The organism is Shimia sp. MIT1388 (assembly GCF_047124445.1).
GTDB lineage: Bacteria > Pseudomonadota > Alphaproteobacteria > Rhodobacterales > Rhodobacteraceae > Shimia.
Genome location: NZ_CP138921.1, coordinates 1,325,316 through 1,343,927, shown reverse-complemented (window position 1 = coordinate 1,343,927; position 18,612 = coordinate 1,325,316). Strand labels below are relative to the sequence as shown.

General features: G+C 58.2%; 15 protein-coding genes. 3 read left to right on the top strand and 12 right to left on the bottom strand.

What is annotated here, in order from left to right; genetic code table 11:
• Positions 1 to 19: 19 nt before the first annotated feature.
• Entirely contained in the window at positions 20 to 1,798 is a 1,779-nt protein-coding gene (locus SIB92_RS06540; RefSeq protein WP_412555809.1) for an SLC13 family permease, read from the top strand.
• A 198-nt stretch (positions 1,799 to 1,996) separates the two neighbouring features.
• Here SIB92_RS06540 and lpdA read toward each other — a convergent pair whose 3' ends face one another.
• From lpdA to SIB92_RS06505, 7 genes are all read right to left on the bottom strand, one after another.
• The gene (gene lpdA / locus SIB92_RS06535; RefSeq protein WP_412555036.1) at positions 1,997 to 3,727 is read right to left on the bottom strand and encodes a dihydrolipoyl dehydrogenase; all 1,731 of its coding nucleotides are present in this window, start codon (positions 3,725 to 3,727) and stop codon (positions 1,997 to 1,999) included.
• 11 nt (positions 3,728 to 3,738) lie between these two features.
• Positions 3,739 to 5,004: a dihydrolipoyllysine-residue acetyltransferase gene (gene aceF, locus SIB92_RS06530; RefSeq protein ID WP_412555035.1), complete on the bottom strand. Its 1,266-nt coding sequence runs from the start codon at positions 5,002 to 5,004 to the stop codon at positions 3,739 to 3,741.
• 23 nt (positions 5,005 to 5,027) lie between these two features.
• Positions 5,028 to 7,682, bottom strand: coding sequence for a pyruvate dehydrogenase (acetyl-transferring), homodimeric type (gene aceE, locus SIB92_RS06525; RefSeq protein ID WP_412555034.1), 2,655 nt, complete (start codon positions 7,680 to 7,682; stop codon positions 5,028 to 5,030).
• Between the two features lie 200 nt (positions 7,683 to 7,882).
• Positions 7,883 to 9,223, bottom strand: a complete 1,341-nt coding sequence (locus tag SIB92_RS06520; protein ID WP_412555033.1) for a uracil-xanthine permease family protein — start codon at positions 9,221 to 9,223, stop codon at positions 7,883 to 7,885.
• 64 nt (positions 9,224 to 9,287) lie between these two features.
• Positions 9,288 to 9,797 (bottom strand): ureidoglycolate lyase, encoded by a 510-nt coding sequence (locus SIB92_RS06515; protein WP_412555032.1) that lies wholly within the window; start codon positions 9,795 to 9,797, stop codon positions 9,288 to 9,290.
• Positions 9,794 to 11,209, bottom strand: coding sequence for an allantoinase PuuE (puuE, locus tag SIB92_RS06510; RefSeq protein WP_412555031.1), 1,416 nt, complete (start codon positions 11,207 to 11,209; stop codon positions 9,794 to 9,796). Before puuE ends, SIB92_RS06515 begins: the two co-directional genes overlap by 4 nt.
• Before the next feature lie 130 nt (positions 11,210 to 11,339).
• Positions 11,340 to 12,266, bottom strand: coding sequence for a LysR family transcriptional regulator (locus tag SIB92_RS06505; RefSeq protein ID WP_412555808.1), 927 nt, complete (start codon positions 12,264 to 12,266; stop codon positions 11,340 to 11,342).
• A 161-nt stretch (positions 12,267 to 12,427) separates the two neighbouring features.
• On the opposite strand from SIB92_RS06505, the gene gph reads away from it, so the two are divergent.
• Both gph and SIB92_RS06495 read left to right on the top strand, forming a co-directional pair.
• Positions 12,428 to 13,081: a phosphoglycolate phosphatase gene (gph, locus tag SIB92_RS06500; RefSeq protein WP_412555030.1), complete on the top strand. Its 654-nt coding sequence runs from the start codon at positions 12,428 to 12,430 to the stop codon at positions 13,079 to 13,081.
• Between the two features lie 128 nt (positions 13,082 to 13,209).
• A complete protein-coding gene (locus tag SIB92_RS06495; protein ID WP_412555029.1) occupies positions 13,210 to 13,761 on the top strand; it encodes a PA14 domain-containing protein in 552 nt (183 codons plus the stop codon).
• Between the two features lie 116 nt (positions 13,762 to 13,877).
• On the opposite strand, the gene SIB92_RS06490 is transcribed toward SIB92_RS06495, so the two are convergent.
• From SIB92_RS06490 to parE, 5 genes are all read right to left on the bottom strand, one after another.
• The gene (locus tag SIB92_RS06490) at positions 13,878 to 14,552 is read right to left on the bottom strand and encodes a hypothetical protein (protein ID WP_412555028.1); all 675 of its coding nucleotides are present in this window, start codon (positions 14,550 to 14,552) and stop codon (positions 13,878 to 13,880) included.
• A 44-nt stretch (positions 14,553 to 14,596) separates the two neighbouring features.
• Positions 14,597 to 15,343, bottom strand: coding sequence for a hypothetical protein (locus SIB92_RS06485; RefSeq protein WP_412555027.1), 747 nt, complete (start codon positions 15,341 to 15,343; stop codon positions 14,597 to 14,599).
• Between the two features lie 97 nt (positions 15,344 to 15,440).
• On the bottom strand, positions 15,441 to 15,881 hold the full coding sequence (locus tag SIB92_RS06480) for a hypothetical protein (protein ID WP_412555026.1): 441 nt from the start codon (positions 15,879 to 15,881) through the stop codon (positions 15,441 to 15,443).
• A gap of 286 nt (positions 15,882 to 16,167) precedes the next feature.
• Positions 16,168 to 16,458: a hypothetical protein gene (locus tag SIB92_RS06475; protein ID WP_412555025.1), complete on the bottom strand. Its 291-nt coding sequence runs from the start codon at positions 16,456 to 16,458 to the stop codon at positions 16,168 to 16,170.
• 30 nt (positions 16,459 to 16,488) lie between these two features.
• On the bottom strand, positions 16,489 to 18,447 hold the full coding sequence (gene parE / locus SIB92_RS06470; protein WP_412555024.1) for a DNA topoisomerase IV subunit B: 1,959 nt from the start codon (positions 18,445 to 18,447) through the stop codon (positions 16,489 to 16,491).
• Between the last annotated feature and the right edge of the window lie 165 nt (positions 18,448 to 18,612).

Below are 18,612 nucleotides of genomic sequence, written 5' to 3'. Positions count from 1 at the left end.
TGGTAAAGACGGAATTGGTATGGATCTTTTTGCATTTTCGCAGACCACTCAGGCGGTGCTTGCGCTTTTGACCGTGGCGGGCATGTTTGTGCTCTTCCTGCGCGAGGCCTACCCAACCGAAGTGGTGGCCATTGGCGGCGTTGCCGTACTGCTGTTTCTGGGGGTCCTGCCGTACCAAGCCGCACTAAGCGTGCTCTCCAATCCCGCGCCCTGGACCATTGCCGCGATGTTCATTGTCATGGGGGCGCTGGTGCGCACAGGGGCCCTGTCCGCTTTCACGGCACTGGCGGACGGGCAGGCGCAAGAACGCCCGCAGGTGGCCATCACCGTGCTCTTGTGTTTTGTGATCCTGGCCTCGGCTTTTGTGTCTAACACACCGGTGGTGGTGGTGATGATCCCGGTCTTCACCCAACTGGCGCGCACTTTGGGAACGTCGGCTTCCAAGTTGTTGATCCCGTTGAGCTATGCCGCGATCATGGGCGGAACTCTGACACTGATCGGCACCTCGACAAACCTCTTGGTGGACGGGGTTGCCCGTGACCAAGGTTTGGAGCCGTTCAGCATCTTTGAGGTCACGCCGCTGGGCCTGATCATTGTAGTTTGGGGCATGGCCTACCTCTACTTCGTTGGACGGCGCCTGCTGCCAGAACGCGCCAGCATGGCAGACCTGCTGTCCAACCGCAGCCAGATGAAATTCTTCACCGAAGCGGTGATCCCGCCGGAAAGCAACCTGATTGGTCGTGAAGTCTCCGGCGTGCAGCTGTTTAAACGCGATGGCGTGCGCCTGATCGACGTGATCCGAGGGGACACCTCGCTGCGCCGCAACCTCGGAGCGGTCACGCTTCAGGTTGGCGATCGTGTGGTTCTGCGCACCAAGATGACAGAGTTGCTCAGTCTTCAGCGCAACAAATCCCTGAAGCGACTGGATCAGGTGGGCGCCGTCGAAACCACCACGGTGGAAGCGCTGATCACGCCGGGCTGTAAGATGGTTGGTCGCCGTCTTGGCGCTCTGCGCCTGCGTCGTCGTTATGGCGTCTATCCACTAGCGGTGCATCGCCGGAACCAGAACATCGGCCAACAGCTGGACCAACTGGTGGTGCGTGTCGGTGACACTCTGCTGCTGGAAGGGGCACCAGAGGACATCCAACGTCTCGCCTCTGATATGGATATGGTTGACGTGTCGCATCCGTCAGAGCGTGAGTACCGCCGCGGTCATGCCCCGATTGCCCTCGGATGTATGGTGGGCATCGTGATCTTGGCCGGTATGGGCGTGGCGCCCATTCTCTACTTGGCGATCCTTGCCGTGGCGGTGGTCCTGTTGACCCGCTGTATCGACGCCGATGAGGCATTTTCATTTGTCGATGGCCGTCTATTGTCGCTCATCTTCTCCATGCTCGCCATAGGGGCAGCCTTGTCCCATTCCGGCGCCGTCTCGCTGATCGTGAACAATCTGGCACCAGCTTTGCAGGGCCTGCCACCCTTCCTGCTGATCTGGGCCATCTACCTGCTAACCTCGGTGCTGACGGAGCTTGTGTCCAACAACGCCGTGGCCGTGGTGGTGACTCCCATCGCGGTAGGACTGGCGCAAGCTATTGGTGTGGACCCGCGTCCGTTGGTGGTCGCAGTCATGATTGCCGCCTCTGCCAGCTTCGCGACGCCGATTGGCTATCAGACCAACATGCTGGTCTTTGGTCCGGGGGGCTACAAGTTCACAGACTTTATGCGCGTCGGCATTCCGCTGAACCTGTCTATTGGTATTCTTGCCTCTGCGTTGATCCCGTTCTTCTGGCCGCTGTAAGGCTGTTGAGACGTTGCGCAACGCACGGTGCCTTTACTGTTGCGCGTTTTGTGGGGATGGAAAAACGCACCTCCGCGAAACAGTCGTGATACCGACAATATACCGACGTGATTTTGAGGCCATTTGGGCCGGTTAACAGCCCAACAAAAAAACGCGCCGCAGAGGTCTGCGACGCGTTGAATTTTGATCAGGTGTAGATCACTTCTTTTTGCGCGGCGGCATAAGGTCCGTGATCGTGCCTTCAAACATTTCTGCGGCAAAGTTCACCGTCTCAGACAAGGTCGGGTGCGGGTGAATGGTGTGGCCCAGATCAACCGCATCCGCGCCCATTTCGATGGCCAGCGCGACCTCGGCGATCAAGTCACCGGCGTTGGGTCCAACAATCCCTGCACCAATCACGCGCTCGGATTCTTCGTCGAAAATCAACTTAGTAAGCCCTTCCGAGCGGCCCAGAGAGAGCGAGCGACCAGAGGCAGCCCAAGGGAATACACCCTTGCCAACCTTCATGCCCTCAGCCTTGGCCTGGGTCTCCGTGACACCCACCCAAGCAACCTCAGGATCGGTGTAAGCCACAGACGGGATCACCCGCGCATCAAAGTGGCGTTTGTGACCCGCAGCGACTTCCGCAGCCACCTTGCCTTCGTGCACGGCTTTGTGCGCCAGCATAGGCTGACCAACCACGTCACCAATGGCAAAAATGTGAGGCACACCAGTGCGTTGCTGGCTGTCGACCGCGATGAAGCCACGCTCATCCACTGCCACACCAGCCGCTGCTGCATTGACCTTCGCCCCATTCGGGCGACGACCCACTGCAACAAGCACTTTGTCAAACGTATCAACCACTTCGCCTTTGGGGCCTTCCATGGTGACCTCAAGACCAGCGTCCGTTGCTTTAACCGCAGTGACTTTGGTTTTGGTTAGGATGGCCTCATACCGTCCTTCAATCCGCTTGTGCAGCGGTTTCACGACGTCTTTGTCCGCCCCAGGAATGATCTGATCCATGAACTCAACGATGGTCACTTTGGAGCCCAAGGCATCATACACAGTTGCCATTTCCAGGCCGATGATGCCACCACCCAGAACCAGAAGGCGCTCAGGCACATCTTCCAGCTCCAGCGCTCCGGTGCTGTCGATCACGCGCGGATCATCGTGCGGGATGAAGGGCAGGGTGACTGGCTCAGAACCGGCCGCGATGACACATTGGTCGAAGCTGACGGTGGATTTTTCACCGTTGTTGTCGACCTCAATCATGTTGGGGCCAGTGAAAGTACCATAGCCGTTCACAACCTGAACCTTGCGGGCTTTTGCCAAACCACCAAGGCCACCAGTCAGTTGTTTTACAACGCTTTCTTTCCAGCCACGCAGCTTGTCGAGGTCAACCTCGGGCTTGGAAAAGCTGATGCCGTGCTCCGCCATTTCCTCGGCTTCAGTAATCACCTTGGCAGAGTGCAGCAGTGCTTTGGATGGGATACAGCCCACGTTCAGGCAGACACCACCGAGAGAGCTGTCTTTCTCGATCAGCACGACCTTTTTGCCAAGGTCGGCCGCACGGAAGGCTGCTGTGTAACCACCAGGGCCAGAGCCCAAAACTACCACTTCGGCGTGCACATCACCAGCGCCGGACGCAGTGCCGGTTGCCGCCACAGCCTGTGGGGCTGCTGGCGTTTCTGGCGTGGTCGCTTTTGGGGCTTCTGTAGCACCCTCCGCTTCCAGCACAAGGATCAAGCTGCCTTCAGAGACATTGTCGCCTTCGGCCACTTTGATGTCCTTGACCACACCATCGGCGGGCGAAGGCACTTCCATGGTGGCCTTGTCGCTTTCAATCTCGATCAGCGGGTCTTCTGCGGCGACGGAATCGCCGACAGAGACCAGAACGGAGACCACGGGAACTTCGGAAAAGTCCCCAATATCAGGTACTTTGACGTCCATCTTAGCTCTCCTTACCACATCAACTTGCGCATATCGCCAAGAAGGGTCTTGAGCGTCACGGTGAACCGTGCAGCCAAGGCCCCGTCGATGGCGCGGTGGTCATAGCTGAGCGACAGCGGTTGCATCAGGCGCGGCACAAACTCTTCGCCATTCCAGACCGGCGCCATTTTGGAGCGGGTCAGACCAAGGATAGCCACTTCGGGTGCATTCACGATTGGGGTGAAGGATGTACCACCAATGCCGCCGAGGCTGGAAATGGTGAAGGTCGCGCCCTGCATGTCGCCACTTTTCAACTCACCGGCGCGGGCTTTGCCGGACAACTCCATGAGATCTTTGGAGATGTCCACAATGCCCTTGCGATCAGCGTCTTTGATCACCGGAACCACAAGGCCGTTTGGCGTGTCCGCCGCAAAGCCGATGTTGTAGTAGTCCTTCTTGATCAGCTTGTCGCCGTCCGGATGGATCGACGAGTTCACTTCCCAATGCTGTTTCAGCGCAGACACGGATGCTTTGATCACAAAGGACAGCAAGGTCACGCGATAGCCGTCTTCCTTGGCCATCGTGTCCATTTCCTTGCGGTACTTGTCCAGATCGGTGATGTCCGCTTCGTCGTTGTGGGTGACGTGCGGAATGTTGAGCCAGCTGCGGTGCAACGCCGGACCGGACAGTTTCTTGATGCGTGGCATCTCGACATCTTCCACCGGACCAAATTTGGAGAAGTCGACAGCCGGGATTGGCGGAATGCCCATGCCACCTTGCGCTGCGCCACCGGCGGTAGGCGCTGCGGCTGTAGAGCTTTTCAGGAAGGCTGTCACATCTTCTCGCAGGATACGGCCTTTGCGGCCGGAGCCGTTCACCTTGGCTAGATCCACGTCCAACTGGCGCGCAAAGGCACGCACAGAAGGGGACGCGTGGGTCTTGCCAAACCCGGCATCGGTCACCGCCGCCGGAGCAGGGGCTGCAGCAGGGGCAGGGGCAGGTGCCGCGGCAACAGGCGCAGCAGTTTCTGCTTTAGGCGCAGGGGCCTCTGCTGCGGTGTCGCCTTCTGCTTCCAGCATCAAGATCAGCGAGCCTTCGGATACGGCGTCGCCCTCGGACACTTTGATCTCGACCACTTTACCAGCCGCAGGGGACGGCACTTCCATGGTGGCCTTGTCGCTTTCCACTTCGATCAGCGGGTCTTCGGCCGCAACCACGTCACCGGCGCTGACCAGGACGGAAACCACTGGAACATCAGTGAAATCGCCGATGTCGGGAACTTTGACTTCAATTGCCATTGCTAATTCTCCTCTCTTCCCGATCACACCAGGCGCGGGTTCGGCTTGGCGCCGTCGATGTCGTATTTGGCCAGTGCGGCCTCAAGGTCTTTCTTGGTCACTGCGCCCTCTTTGTAGAGGTCCACCATGGCCGCTGCGGCGATGTGGTTGGCGTCCACCTCAAAGAAGCGGCGCAGGTTCACGCGGCTGTCGGAGCGGCCAAATCCGTCGGTGCCTAGCACGGTGTAGCTGCCTGGCACGCAGGTCCGGATTTGCTCCGCGTAGTTCTTCATGTAGTCGGTTGCCGCAATCACAGGGCCTTTGGCCTTGGCAAGCTGCTGCGCCACAAAGGACGTTTTTGGCTCTGCCAGAGGATTCAGGCGGTTGTGGCGGGCCACATCCTGACAATCCCGTGCCAGTTCGTTGAAGCTGGTGGCCGACCAGATTTCGGATGTCACACCGAAGTCCGCTTCGAGCATCTCAGCTGCCTGCATGGCCTGCACCAGAATGGTGCCGGAGCCCATCAGCGTGACATGCTTCTTGGACGGTTTCTTTACCTCTTTGAAACGGTAGAGACCTTTGATGATCTCGTCTTCCACACCCATCGTCATATCTGGATGGGCATAGTTTTCGTTCATCAGTGTGAGGTAGAAGAACACATCTTCCTGATCTTCATACATCCGCTTCATGCCGTGCTGCACAATCACCGCCACTTCGTGTTGGAAGGTCGGGTCATAGGAAATGCAGTTTGGAATGGTGCCAGCAAGGATGTGGCTGTGGCCGTCCTCGTGTTGCAAACCCTCGCCGTTCAGCGTGGTCCGGCCAGCGGTGCCGCCCAGCATGAAGCCACGTGCACGGCTGTCGCCTGCAGCCCAGGCCAAATCGCCAATGCGCTGGAAGCCAAACATGGAGTAGTAAATGAAGAACGGGATCATCGGCACGCCGTGGTTGGAATAGGCGGTGGCCGCCGCAATCCAATCCGCCATGGCGCCGGCTTCGTTGATGCCTTCCTGCAGAACCTGACCATTGGTCGATTCCTTGTAGTACATCATCTGATCGGCGTCTTGCGGCGTGTATTTCTGCCCTTCCGGATTGTAGATGCCCACAGAGCGGAACAGACCTTCCATACCAAAGGTGCGGCTTTCATCCGGTACAATCGGCACGATGTTTTGTCCAATCTGCTTGTCCCGCAGAAGGGTGGTCAGAATGCGCACAAAGGCCATGGTGGTGGAAATTTCGCGATCCCCAGTGCCTTTGAGCTGCGCCGCAAACTTGTCCAAAGCTGGGATTTCCAGCTTAGGCGATTGGCTCTCACGTTTTGGGAACTCTCCACCGAGCGCTTTACGTCGGTCCGCCAGGTAAGCTTTCTGTGCGTTGTTGAGTTTCACAAACGGCGCGTCACCCACATCTTCGTCGCTGACCGGGATCTCAAAGCGGTCGCGGAAGGCGCGCAGCTGATCCTCGTTCATTTTCTTTTGCTGGTGGGTGGTGTTCTGGCCTTCGCCAGCGGTGCCCATTCCGTGACCTTTGACGGTCTTTACCAGCAGGCAGGTTGGCTGACCTTTGGTGTCGCTGGCCCGTTTGAAGGCCGTGTAGACCTTTTGCGGGTCATGGCCGCCACGACGTAGGGACCAGATTTGCTCGTCGGTCCAGTCTTTCACCAGCTCGGCGGTCTCTGGGTATTTGCCAAAGAAGTGCTCGCGAATGTAGGCGCCGTCTTTGGATTTGAAGGTCTGGTAGTCGCCGTCGACGGTTTCGTCCATCAACTGGCGCAGTTTGCCGGAGGTGTCTTTCTCCAGCAGTTCGTCCCAACCTTTGCCCCACAGCAGCTTGATCACATTCCAGCCCGCGCCGCGGAAATCACCTTCGAGCTCTTGTACGATTTTATGGTTGCCGCGCACAGGGCCATCCAGACGCTGCAGGTTGCAGTTCACCACAAAGATCAGGTTGTCGAGGCCTTCGCGCGCAGCGAGGTCAATGGCGCCACGGCTTTCCGGTTCGTCCATCTCGCCATCGCCAAGGAAGCACCAGACCTTGCGGTCGGCCATGTCGATCAGGCCGCGGTTGTGCATGTATTTCATGAACCGCGCTTGGTAGATCGCCATCAGCGGGCCAAGGCCCATGGAGACGGTCGGGAACTGCCAGTAGTCCGGCATCAGCCAGGGGTGCGGGTAAGAGGACAGGCCGCCGCCATCCACTTCAGAGCGGAAGTTTTCCAACTGCTCTTCGGTCAAGCGACCTTCCATAAAGGAACGCGCATAGATGCCGGGGATCACGTGACCTTGGAAGAACACAAGGTCGCCGCCATGGATCGCAGATTTGCTGCGCCAGAAGTGGTTCAACCCTATATCATACATCACCGCAGAGGAGGCGAAGGAGGCAATGTGGCCGCCATATTCGCTGCTCACTTTGTTGCGGCGTACCACGGTCGCCATGGCGTTCCAGCGGTTGATGGTGCGGATGCGCCATTCCATGTCCAGATCGCCAGGAAACTCTTCCTGATCGTCGGTTGGGATGGTGTTCTGATACGGCGTGGTCGCCGAGAAGGGCAGCGTCGCGCCAGCCGCGCGGGCTTGCTGCACCGCTTTATCGAGCAGGTAATGCGCTCTGTCTGGTCCGTCCCGCGCGATGACATCCTCAATGGCGTCCTGCCATTCTTGGGATTCTACCGGGTCGATGTCTGGAAATTCATTCGCCATGCGGCGTCTCCTCCACTGAAATCCGCGTTTCGATCCTTATAGTTTAATATTAAACAATTAAGCTAGTGCGCCAAATGCATGGGTCCCATGCGTGTGGCGCAAGGCTTGGTCAAAAGGATATTGTGGGAGTGTAGCGCAGTTTGAAGACAAAAAAACAGGGACCCGAAGGTCCCTGTAAGTCACTTGAATTAAAGAGTTTGTCAGTCTTCGTGAGGAAGAACCAAGTTCAGCACAATCGCGCAGAGCGCGGTTGGTGCCACAGCCGAGGTCATCAGTGTTTTCACAACACCCGGCAGGTATTGCACGGCGGTTGGGACAAGGTTCAGACCCAGACCCACAGCGAGCGACACAGCGATGATCACCATGTTGCGGCGGTTCAGTTCCACTTCGGACAGCACGTTCAGGCCGGCAGACGCCACCATGCCAAACATTACGATCACACCGCCGCCCAGGACTGGCAGGGGCATGGAGGCGATCACGGCACCCACTTTTGGCATCAGACCACAGAGGATCAGGATGATGCCACCGATGGTCACCACGTGGCGGCTCATGACGCCTGTCATGCCGACAATACCGACGTTCTGTGAGAACGAGGTGTTTGGCAGACCGCCAAAGACACCGGCAATGGCCGTACCTAAGCCGTCCGCATATGTTGCGCCCTGAATCTCTTCGTCGGTCGCATCGCGGCCAGCACCAGCTTTGGCGGTGGCAGAGGCGTCGCCCACGGTTTCAATCGCGGAAACGATGGAGACCAATGTCACGGCAATCACTGCGCCGAGGCTGAATTCAAAGCCGTAAGGCAGAGGCTTGATGCCAGTCACCCAAGAGGCTTTGGCGACGGCGCCAAAGTTTACCATACCGGACAGATACGCCACAACGTAACCTGCGATCAGGCCAACCAGAATGGCCGCGCTGGACAGGGTGCCTTTTGTGAAGAACTTCAGAACCAAAGCCACAACCACAACGGTCAATGCCACAGTCCAGTGCTTCAAAGAGCCGAAGCTTTCTGCTTCCATCTGGAATTGCGCGGCGCCACCTGCGGCGTATTTGATCGCAACCGGAATGAGGTAGAGACCAATGGCAAGGATCACCAGGCCGGTCACCAGTGGCGGGAACAGCCAGCGCAATTTGCCAATCACAGAGCCGAGCGCGAAGTGGATCACGCCGCCAATGATACAGGCAGTCAGAGCGACGCTGAGACCTTGGGTGGCAGCGACGCCAGCCAGCACGCCAACAAAGGCAAAGCTGGTGCCTTGCATGATTGGTAGGCGTGCGCCAATTGGGCCGATCCCCACGGTTTGGAACAGAGTTGCGATGCCGGCAAACAGCATGGCCATCTGGATCAGATAGACCTGTTCAGCGCCGCCAAAAGCGAGGCCAGCCGCGCCGGCCACAATAATGGATGGGGTAACGTTTGAGGCAAACATTGCCAGAACGTGTTGGAATCCCAGAGGGATTGCCTGCCCCAATGGGGGCGTGACGTTTGGGTCGGAGTATTGTCCGGTCCCTTGTGTTTCCTGAGCTGTCATAGTGTCAGCCATGTCCTTCTCCTGTCGGTCGTAAAGCCCTGCCGCTTCATTTGGCGAGCAGCTTCGGGCGGTTTGGTCAGGGGATACCTGACCGTTGGTTTTGGTCCGCCACCACTTGGTAAGCTGTGTTGAACCAAAATTCTTCGAGGTTGGCGCCGTCGCCAATGCGGTCCACCACGGCAAAAAGGCCGGGGGCTGCAAGCGGGGTCAAAACGCCGTGCCATGTGTTGCGATGGAAGTTGATGGCTTGTCCCGGCTGCGTCTGAAACGCCACGGGGGTATCCGGCTTGCCGCCCAAATCTTTTGCAACAATCACAAGGAATGCGTGTTCCGTCATCGGAATGAAAGCCTGACTTCCGTCCGGATGGCGCTCAACCATTTCTAGCGTGTAGGGCAGGCTGCGCGGCTGTGCGTTAAACAGGCTGATACCCGCGCGCCCATCGGAAAAATCCATCTCTGCCAGGTCGTGATGTCGGCCACACATGCCTTGGTTGATGATCTTATCAGCCTCAGGTTTGAGGGTGATCACGTCGCCATATGGCGCGAAGGCCTCTGCTGTCAGGGGCTGGATGGTGATGTCAGTCACGGCAAAAGATCCATCAGGCGGAATTCGGCAATACGCTCAACCTGTTTGCACGCCTCTGCAAACTCGGTGGCGCTGTCATTGCCAATACGGCGCTCAAAGGCGGCCATGATCGAGGCCTTGGTGTGGTCACGCACCGCAATGATAAACGGGAAGCCGTGTTTGGCGACATAGTCGCTGTTCAATTGGGTAAAATTGGCACGCTCTTCATCCGTGAGCATATCCAGACCTGCGCCAGACTGTTCCGAGGTGCTTTCGGCGGTTAGGCGACCGGCTGCAGCCAACTTGCCTGCAAGATCCGGGTGGGCGTTGAGCACGCCAAGCCGTTCTTCGTCGCTAGCAGTACGGAAGGTGCGGCAGAGGGCGTTGTGCACGCCAGCGGCACAATCGTGGGCAGGTCCGAGTTCTAAGTCATGGGCACGTTCCGCAATCCAGGCGGAGTGCTCAAAGATGCCGCCGTAGAGCTCCACAAATCGGGGTTTTTCCATGGCGCTTGGGCGCTCGAAGCGTTTGTGCGGATGCGTTTGTGCCCAGTGCTCGGCAATCTCAACACGCCGCGGGGTCCAGACGCCCTCAAAGCCTTGAATGTACTCGAGGAACTGCGCCAGTCCGGCTTGTTTTCCCGGACGGCCAATCAACCGGCAATGCAAGCCGATGGACATCATCTTGGGCGCACCTTCGCTGCCTTCGGCATAGAGCACGTCAAAGGCATCTTTGAGGTAGGTGAAGAAGTCTTGCCCTGTCACCCAACCCGGGGCCGTGGCAAAGCGCATGTCGTTGGCTTCCAGCGTGTAAGGAATGATCAGTTGATCCTGATCGCCAAATTCACGCCAGTAAGGCAAGTCGTCATCGTAAGTGTCTGAGATATAATCAAATCCACCCGCTTCGGCGACGAGCCGGACAGTGTTTTCAGAACAACGCCCCGTGTACCAACCGCGTGGGCGCTCGCCGACCACTTCGGTGTGCAGGCGGATGGCCTCAGCGATGGAGGCGCGCTCCTCCTCTTCCGGCATATCCTTGTGCTCAACCCATTTCAGGCCGTGGCTGGCGATTTCCCAATTCGCGGCCTTCATAGCAGCAACTTGTTCCGGATTACGCGCCAACGCGCTGGCCACGCCGTAAATGGTCACAGGGATGTCTTTGCCGGTGAACAAACGATGCAAGCGCCAGAAGCCTGCGCGCGCGCCGTATTCGTAGATCGACTCCATATTCCAATGACGCTGGCCCTGCCATTGGGCGGCACCTGGAATGTCAGAAAGAAACGCCTCGGAAGCCGCATCGCCATGCAGAACGCAGTTTTCGCCACCTTCTTCGTAGTTCAATACAAACTGAACGGCGACTTTGGCGTCATTTGGCCATTGTGGATGTGGTGGCTTGGGGCCGTAGCCCCGCATGTCCCGTGCGTAACGCGTCACGACAAAACTCCCCTGGTTCGTGATTGCTTCGTTTTAGCTTAAAAAACGCCGGGTGACTTTCCAATTTTTCTTGAAAGAGTTGTTGTCGTGGAAGGCGGCTTGAAGCTGTGCCGTGAATTGTCAGTGCTGGTTAGGTCTTTGCCCCGGCTTGGTTTTCTAGCAGTGCGGCCTGAACACGCGGGGTCATAAACTCGATCAGCAGCCGTGTTTTGGGATCCTGATGGCGACGATGCGTGTACAGCAGTGCCATTTGAATGGGCATTGGGGGCGTCTCGGACAGAACAGGCACCAATGCGCCAGAAGACAGATGTTCTGCAATTTCGAACACCGGTTTGAGAGTGATGCCGTAGCCTTCTAGCGCCCAGTCTGTCAGCACATCGCCGTCATCAGACTCAAACGGGCCTTTTACGGCAAAGCGGCGGGTGCCTTCATCTGTTTCTAGCGGCCATTGGAACTCTGGCGCACCAGGGTAGCGCAGATTGAGGCAGTCGTGGGTGCCGTTGGTCAGTTCTTCGGGAGAGATGGGCGTGCCGCGCTCGGACAAGTATTGCGGCGCGGCACAAAGCACGCGGGGACAATCTGCGATCTTTCGAATACGAAGGGTGCTGTCCTCCGGAACGCCCAAAAAGAAAGCCACATCAAGGCCTTCGGCGGTCAGGTCGAGTTTGCGGTCTGACAGACGCAAGCGTAGATCGATGAGGGGGTACTCCTTTTTGAATTCCGGAATCAAGGGCGCAATCAGGCGACGGCCAACCCCCAGAGGGGCAGCGATATGCAGAAGGCCGCGTGGACTTTGCGTGATGGAATTTACCGCAGCTTCGGCTTCATCAATGGTTTCAAGGATTTTGCAGGCGCCTTCGTAGAAGGTGTTGCCTTGCTCGGTTGGATTGAGTTGCCGCGTGGTGCGGTGAAAGAGGCGGACGCTAAGGTATTCTTCCAATTGAGAAATACGTGAGGAGGCCACGGCCGCGGAAATCCGTTGGTCACGGGCGGCGGCGGACATGCTGCCAAGTTCGTAAACGCGGACAAAGGTGCGGATGTTGTCGATGTAGGACATGGCGATCTTCAGGCATTTCTTGAAGCTGGAATTGTATTCCACGGTATCCCAAAACAGTCGCCAGCGCCAGAGTGACCGAGGGTCGGAAGATTTGGCGCTTTTCATTGCCTGCCGTGCGTGCTTGAAATTCGCCAAAGTTTTTGACGCGGGAGCAGCACGACATGCAGACAGTGATCTTTGATTTGGACGGCACATTGGTTGACAGCGCGCCGGATATCCGCGCCTCTGTGAACAAGATGCTTGCCGAAGAGGGCTTGCCAGATCTGGATCTGCCCACTGTGATTTCTTTTATTGGCAATGGCTTGCCGGTTCTGGTGCAACGGGTGATGGCGCATTTTCAAGTGGCAGAAACGGAGTTCCCTCGACTGAGCGCGCGGGTGCTGGAAATCTACAATGCGTCCACCTCTGAGTATACGGTGACCTACGACGGGGTTCGCGAAGTGCTTGATGTGTTGAAAAAACAAGGTGTGCGGATGGGGGTTTGCACCAACAAACCCAAGGAACCGGCGATGCATGTTTTGGAGGGGCTAGACCTGAGTAAATACTTCGATGTGGTTATGGGGGGAGACAGCTTTGACAAGCGGAAGCCCGATCCTTTGCCGCTGCTGGAAACGATTGGCGAAACGCCTTTGAAGGACGTGCTTTATGTTGGCGACAGCGAAGTGGATGCAGAGACGGCAAAGCGGGCGGGGGTGACTTTTGCTTTGTTTACAGAAGGTTATCGTAAATCGCCTGTCGAGGCTATTCCCCATGATCAGCAGTTTTCGACTTGGGGGGCGTTCCTTGCCTTGCTTGAAGATGTGCAGCCAGCCTAATCCAAAACGCGCGAGTTCCCTCTTATCCGCGGAACTGTGACTTGCTCATTGGGGGTGGTTGGACTTAGGCTGTCCCCAAACGCCATGATGCGAGGAGTTTGCTTGTGAAATCTTTTATTGTCAGTGCTTTGGCCGCTGTTTCCATTTTCATCGGGGGGGCTGTGTCGGCGCAGGTGATTGAGCTGACGCCCGCCAATCCACAACCAACCGGCGTGAAACAAGGCCTCAAAGTCAATTACTTCACCGGGGAGCGCAATGTGCGCAACCTGAATCAAGCGAAGTCGAAAATTAAGTGGTCCAAGCCGGGTAAGCCCTTGCCTGGATTGAACTTTCCAGACAAGGGGCAGGGCGCGCCGGTGCTGACGTCGGGCAAGCCGATGTTGGTGGTTGCGGACATTAACGGGTATATCAAGTTTGATAAGCCCGGGGTCTATGACCTTGAATTCTTTAGCAATGATGGCTCTCAGGTTTGGATCAGCGGCAAGTCGGTGGCGAAGCTGAACAAGATCACACCATGTGCCAGTGCAGGGCGACCTAAGGTCAATGTGCCAAAGGCAGGATGGTATGATTTCAAGGTGCTCTACTGGCAAAAAGAGGGAACCGCGTGCCTCGAAAGCGAGTGGAAAGCACCCGGTGGGAAGCGCCAGCTGATCCCGAACAGCGCGTTTGGCTATAAGTAAATGCCTGTTCAGCAAGGTTAATTGGGGGCTTCGGCCCCCTTTTTTGTGGGCAAAATCCACGTCGGTATTCTGTCGGTATCACGACTGTTTTGCGACTGTGGCGATTTTTGCACCGATTAGCGGCAGATATTCTTAACTTGTGCGTCCTTCCACGGCAGCACCACCGAGTCCGGGCGGGGCAGATTTTCGACCGGGAAATGCGGTGAGAGCAGAGATTTGAGCCGCGCGGTGCGCGGTGCTTCGGGATCGAGCAGGGAACAGCAGAGGTATTCCTCCACCACGGCGGCCTGCTGCTCATATCCGTAATCCAGGAAGGTCGCGGCGGAGGCGCTTTCGAACTGATAAGGATCCGCGCCGTTCTTGTGTTCTTGGGCGGCCTTGAAGGGCGTGTAGCCGGTGATCTCACGGTTTTGCCATTGCCAGACGTGCACCATTTCATGGGCAAAGAACATCGCTGCTGTCAGGTGCAGCTTCTCAGGGTAGCTCGGCACGTAATCCGGCACCGACCAATCGCGGGAGGTGTAGACGTGCTCATAGAGCACAACACCGGCGGCGGTGGCGGTGATGGTTTCCTCTTTGGGCTCCGGATTGATGCGCTCGCGACAGGCAAGGCGGGGGCGTTTTTCATACTCCCACGTCTGGATGCCGAGCGGTGCGTTTTTGGTGATGCGGATCGGTTTGGTGTCGATGGTGTCGCCCAAAACGTCAGCGGTAAACGCCTGTTCACTTTCGGTCAGGGACCGGCCGCAGGAGATCAAAGCGAGACAGAAGAAAACGGGCCAGATGCGCATGAGGGGGAGACTAGCAAAGCGCCTTGTGGTGGCAAGGTGGGAAATCACAGAAGACTGTCGATTGTGCGGCCCAAGCGGAAAGGTGCCGCAAAGGCGACGAGGCAGAGGGCGATGATTTGCAGGATCAAGAGGGCGCGGCCGGATTGCAGGCGCCGCCATGCATCACGCAGTGCGGTGATGTCTTCGATCAGCGTGTCATAGGTGAGCGCCAGCACGCGGTAGTCGGCGGCGATCTCCGGGCGGGTGGGTGCGATGTTTTCCACCGCCATGATGGTGGTTACGTCGCGGGTGTCAAAGGCGAGGAACTCGGCCATCTCCAGTTCGGCGGCGGCTTGGGACATCTCTGCGTGGTCGCGAGCGCTGCCAAACAGGAGGGAGATGCCTTCCAGTGGGGCGGCGCGTTCCGTGATGGTGAGGAACAGGGGTAGGGCGGTGTTTTCCGCTGAGGACGCGGAGAGGAATTCGACCTTTTCGCAGAGCGTGGTCAGGTCTGCGTCGCTGGTTTCTGCGCAGTAGCGCAGGCGGAAGCGGGCGGCGTCGGTGTCAAAGGCGCGGGACGCGGTGTAGGCGACGGTGATCTGTCGGTTGAGCGCGGTGCTGTCTTCTTGGTAGATGCCCGCCGCTATGGCCACCACGGCGCCAACCCCGCCCAAGGCAACCCAGATCACGTCCGCCAAAAGCCAGGCTTTGGTGTCTTCCGTGCGGCGGAAGAGGGTCAGCGCGCCGAGGCAGCCCAGCAGGAAGCAGGCAAGGATCAGGGGCAGTTGGTAGGTTTGCAAAAACGCGGCCATGGGGGCAGCTTAGCGGCGAATGGCTGAAACAGGGATCACGTGTGCTTCAGATCGTGTTGCGCAAAGCCACCGGAATGGTGCGCTGTGAATGCGCACCCTACTTGGGTGTGGTGACCAAACGGCCGCCGTTCATACATTCGGTGAAGTGGAAGTCATAAAACTTCTGATCCTGCGCGGCCCCGGCGGCGGAACCGATGGCGCCGCCAACCACGGCGCTGCCAAGCGCGTCGCGGTGATCGCGGGTGCCGATGTAGCCAAGGCCGTAGCCCAGTTGCGTGCCGGTTTGTCCGCCCTGCACACGGCCGCGCATACCGGCGGCGGCGCGGGCGTATTGGTCACAGAAGAGCTCTGTGCGCGGTTGCTTTTGCCCCCACTGGTGCGTGCCTTTGTTGGTGTTCAAAGACGGCTGATTGGAGCGCTGCTGGCTTTCCGGGGACATGAAGTTGTTCTGATGCCGCGCGGAATCCTTGCGGGCTTGGGCCATGGCGTCGGGGACGGGCAGCAAGAGAGTGAGGGTTAAGGCAAAGGCGGGGCGCATGGGGGGGAGTTTGGCAGGGGGACCGATGGCCGGCAAGATGTAGGGTGCGCATTTATGCGCACCGGTATCGCGTGTTGCGGGTCTTGGAAGGTGCGCAGTGAATGCGCACCCTACGGCGTGTGATTTGCAGACCAATGCGGAATGCCTTGCATTCCGCCGCGCCCGACCGTTCAGAGCGCTTACGCCGCGCCACTGGCGCGACGGTCACTCTTCACCCCATGAGAGGGCGCGTTCCGCACCCACCCTCGGGTCAGGCGCTGACTAACTTGGTCTGTCTCTTCAGTTGTTAGAAGAGATGTGCGTAGGCCCAACTGTAGACGGAAAACGAGCCGGTCAACAGCATGGCGCAAACATCCAAACAAGCAACGACAAAGAAGGCCAAGGCAGTGAGAGTTCTGCGTTGAGGAAAGTCCGTCATCCAAATCAGCAGTATGACCTTCGTAGCAAAAAGCGGGTATGCGAGGTTGACGCCGCCTACCGTGAGGGGCAGGAGAACTTTCAGAAGTGCCGATGCGCCGATGTTGCAGAGTTGAAAGACCCAAAAAACTTTGGGATCGGAACCTTGGAGTTTGGGCATCTCAGTATCTTGGAAGCGAAGCGTTAAGCCTCAAACATCCAACTCCTCCACAAACCGGGCGTTTTCCTGAATGTATTGGAAGCGCTTCTCCGGCTTTTTGCCCATCAGATCACCCACCAGCGCGTCTGTTTCGCCGGGCTCGTCTTCGTCAATCGTCACACGGATGAGCTTGCGGCTGCCCGGATCCATGGTGGTTTCTTTCAGGTCTTTCGCGTCCATCTCGCCCAGACCTTTGAAGCGGGAGACGTCGATTTTGCCTTTGCCGCCAAGGCCTTTTTCCAGCCATTCGTTTTTCTCGGCCTCATCCACACAGTAGACGCGTTTGGCGCCCTGGGTGAGGCGGAAGAGCGGGGGGCAGGCCATGTAGAGGTGGCCGGCGTCGATCATCGGGCGCATTTGGGTGTAAAAGAAGGTCATCAGGAGCGCGGCGATGTGGGCGCCGTCGACGTCCGCGTCGGTCATGATGATGACCTTGTCATAGCGCAGGTCGTCGACGTTGAATTTGGTGCCAAGCCCGACGCCAAGCGCCTGGGTCAGGTCGTTGATTTCCTGGTTGGTGCCGATCTTGGAGCTGGCCGCGCCCAGTACATTGAGGATCTTACCACGGAGCGGCAGGAGGGCCTGGGTCTTGCGGTTGCGGGCCATTTTGGCAGAGCCGCCCGCGGAGTCGCCCTCCACGATGAAAAGTTCGGTGCCGTCGCGGTTGGTGGCGGAACAGTCCACCAGCTTGCCGGGCAGGCGCAGCTTTTTGGTGGCGGTTTTGCGCGCGGTCTCTTTTTCCTGACGGCGACGCAGACGCTCTTCGGCGCGAAGGACCAAGAAGTCGAGGATGGCGCCGGCGGACTTGGTGTCTGCGGCCAGCCAGTTGTCAAAGTGGTCGCGCACGGCGTTTTCCACCAGACGCTGGGCCTCGACAGTGGCTAGGCGGTCTTTGGTTTGGCCAACAAACTCAGGCTCGCGGATGAAACAGGAGACCAGCGCGCAGCCGCCAGTGATCAGGTCGTCACGGGTGATCTGCGCGGCCTTTTTGTTGTTGATCAGTTCGCCGTAGGCCTTGATGCCTTTGAGCACAGCGGCCCAGAAGCCGGAGACGTGCGTGCCGCCTTCGGGCGTGGGCACGGTGTTACAGTAGGACTGGATGAAGCCGTCGCGGGAGGGCGTCCAGTTGATGGCCCATTCGACTTTGCCGGGGACGTTGAAACGCTCCTGGAAGTCCACGGTGCCGGAGAAAGGCTGTTCGGCGTAGGTGGTCGCCTTGTCCATGGTTTCTTTGAGGTAGTCAGACAGACCTCCGGGGAAGTGGAAGGTGGCCTCGGTTGGGGTTTCGCCGTCGTCGATGGCGGTTTTCCAGCGGATTTCGACGCCGGAGAAGAGATACGCCTTGGAGCGGATCGATTTGAACAGGCGGGCCGGTTTGAAACGGTGGGAGCCGAAGATTTGCTCATCCGCGTGGAAAGTGACTGTGGTGCCGCGGCGGTTGGGGGCGGCGCCAACTTGTTCCACGGGGCCTTGTGGCAGACCGCGGGAAAAGCGTTGTTCAAACAGTTTTTTGTCGCGTGCAACTTGCACCACCATCAGATCCGACAATGCGTTCACAACCGACGCACCCACGCCGTGCAGACCGCCCGAGGTCTGATAGGCTTTGCCAGAGAACTTACCACCTGCGTGCAGGGTACAGAGGATCACTTCCAATGCGGACTTGTCAGGGAACTTGGGATGGGGGTCCACAGGGATGCCCCGGCCGTTGTCGCGGATGGTGATCGAGTAGTCTTCGTGCAGCTCGACCTCGATGCGGTTGGCGAAGCCTGCAACCGCTTCGTCCATCGAGTTGTCGAGCACCTCAGCGACCATATGGTGCAGCGCGCGTTCGTCCGTGCCGCCGATATACATGCCAGGCCGTTTTCGGACAGGTTCCAGCCCCTCAAGGACTTCAATAGAGGAGGCGTCGTAATCGGTCGGCTGTGTTTCGGCCAGAAGGTCGTTGGGCATTCGCGGGCTGCTCTTGTTGGTGTTGCTTGGCGCGCATTATGGCAGGGGTGCGCGGCGGGGGGAAGAGGCAGGTCGCAAGAACCGTAAAGCCGCCTGTGATAAAACAGGCGGCTTATGGAGAGAGGGGATGTGCGGTGCCCGGATGGAAGGACAAAGACTAGGGAG

Bases quoted from the DNA above. Each gene is read 5' to 3' on its own strand.
- SIB92_RS06540 (WP_412555809.1), top strand. From the start codon at position 20: ATGGATCTTTTTGCATTTTCGCAGACCACTCAGGCGGTGCTTGCGCTT.
- SIB92_RS06475 (WP_412555025.1), bottom strand. From the start codon at position 16,458: ATGCCCAAACTCCAAGGTTCCGATCCCAAAGTTTTTTGGGTCTTTCAA.
- SIB92_RS06480 (WP_412555026.1), bottom strand. From the start codon at position 15,881: ATGCGCCCCGCCTTTGCCTTAACCCTCACTCTCTTGCTGCCCGTCCCC.
- aceF (WP_412555035.1), bottom strand. From the start codon at position 5,004: ATGGCAATTGAAGTCAAAGTTCCCGACATCGGCGATTTCACTGATGTT.
- SIB92_RS06505 (WP_412555808.1), bottom strand. From the start codon at position 12,266: ATGTCCTACATCGACAACATCCGCACCTTTGTCCGCGTTTACGAACTT.
- aceE (WP_412555034.1), bottom strand. From the start codon at position 7,682: ATGGCGAATGAATTTCCAGACATCGACCCGGTAGAATCCCAAGAATGG.
- SIB92_RS06485 (WP_412555027.1), bottom strand. From the start codon at position 15,343: ATGGCCGCGTTTTTGCAAACCTACCAACTGCCCCTGATCCTTGCCTGC.
- parE (WP_412555024.1), bottom strand. From the start codon at position 18,447: ATGCCCAACGACCTTCTGGCCGAAACACAGCCGACCGATTACGACGCC.
- gph (WP_412555030.1), top strand. From the start codon at position 12,428: ATGCAGACAGTGATCTTTGATTTGGACGGCACATTGGTTGACAGCGCG.
- lpdA (WP_412555036.1), bottom strand. From the start codon at position 3,727: ATGGACGTCAAAGTACCTGATATTGGGGACTTTTCCGAAGTTCCCGTG.
- SIB92_RS06490 (WP_412555028.1), bottom strand. From the start codon at position 14,552: ATGCGCATCTGGCCCGTTTTCTTCTGTCTCGCTTTGATCTCCTGCGGC.
- SIB92_RS06520 (WP_412555033.1), bottom strand. From the start codon at position 9,223: ATGGCTGACACTATGACAGCTCAGGAAACACAAGGGACCGGACAATAC.